General features: G+C 70.8%; 3 protein-coding genes. All 3 read left to right on the forward strand.

Features of this window, described 5'->3' with window-relative positions; all coding sequences use genetic code 11:
- On the forward strand, positions 1-502 hold a 502-nt coding region (locus LWC35_RS38750), incomplete at its 5' end, for an aldehyde dehydrogenase family protein (RefSeq protein ID WP_232875577.1).
- 202 nt (positions 503-704) lie between these two features.
- Complete coding sequence (locus LWC35_RS38755; protein ID WP_232875578.1) at positions 705-932, forward strand: hypothetical protein; 228 nt, start codon at positions 705-707, stop codon at positions 930-932.
- A gap of 7 nt (positions 933-939) precedes the next feature.
- A partial coding sequence (locus tag LWC35_RS38760; RefSeq protein ID WP_232875579.1) for a type II toxin-antitoxin system PemK/MazF family toxin occupies positions 940-1,248 on the forward strand: 309 nt, incomplete at its 3' end.

Genomic DNA, 1,248 nt, shown 5'->3' on the forward strand with positions numbered 1-1,248 from the left:
CGGCCGGGTGCGCACCGCGCTGGACCGGGCGAAGAACACCGCCTCGCTCGACGTCCTGGTCGGCGGGGGCAGCGACGACGCCGAGGGCTGGTTCGTCGACCCCACCGTGCTCGTCGGCACCGACCCCTGCGACGAGGCGTTCAGCACCGAGTACTTCGGCCCCGTCCTCGCCCTGCACGTCTACGACGACCCCGACTGGCTGCCGACCCTGGAGCTCGTGGACCGCACCAGCGCCTACGCCCTCACCGGCGCGGTCTTCGCCACCGAGCGTTCGGCGATCGACGACGCCCACCGGCTGCTGCGGCACGCCGCCGGCAACTTCTACGTCAACGACCGGCCCACCGGCTCGATCGTCTCCCGGCAACCCTTCGGCGGCAGCCGCGGTTCGGGCACGAACGACAAGGCGGGCTCGCTGCTCAACGTCCAGCGCTGGACCAGCCCCCGGGCGATCAAGGAGACCCTCGTCCCGCCCACGGACCACACCTACCCACACATGACCTGAGCAGGCTTTGCGGCTCCGGCCCGTCGATGTCGACAGCGCAGTTCACCCAATACTGCACGGGTATTCCTTCAAGGTGCTGGTCGGTGGCCGGGCGGGCAGCAGCGCCTCAGGACGAAAGACCCCGGGTGGCATAACCGGAATTATGACAGCTCGTTCATACGTGGCGCATGCGGTCCGGCGTCCGTCGGCGTATGCTAGCGGTATGTCCCAGCGGGAGCGAGCCACGTTTTCCCTCGACAGCAGCACGGTCGCGCGGATCCGCCAGTGCGCAGCGAGCAACCGCGGCGGCGCCTCGGGCTACATCGAACGCCTGGTCCGGGAGGACGCCATGCGCGACGCGGTCGCCCAGCTGGAGCGGTTCCACCGCGACAACCCCACCTATGCCGAGGACTCCGCCGCCGAGCGCGCCGCCGCGCAGGACCAAGCGTGAGCGCGGCGTGAGCGCTGCCGCAGGCCCGCCGGTACGCGGCCAGATCTGGCGCTACCAGCCGGTCCTGCAGCGCGAGAACCGCAGCGACCTGCGGCTGATCGTCTCCACCGACGCGATCAACACCAGCACCGTCCCTACCGTGTTCGCCCTGCACGTACTGCCTGAGGCCACCGAATCCCTCCTGGTGGCGCCGGTCGCCCCGCACGGCTGGGCTGCGGTGGGCACGCTCGAGCAGGTCATGCGCCGCCGACTCACCGAACACGTCGGCACCGCCGACCCCGAGGCGATGGAGGCCGTCGACATCGCGCTACGCGCC

Source organism: Pseudonocardia kujensis (assembly GCF_021283305.1).
GTDB classification, from domain to species: domain Bacteria; phylum Actinomycetota; class Actinomycetes; order Mycobacteriales; family Pseudonocardiaceae; genus Pseudonocardia; species Pseudonocardia kujensis.

What these genes read in the sequence shown, in the direction of transcription:
- LWC35_RS38755 (WP_232875578.1), top strand. Translation starts at nt 705, where the DNA reads ATGTCCCAGCGGGAGCGAGCCACGTTTTCCCTCGACAGCAGCACGGTC.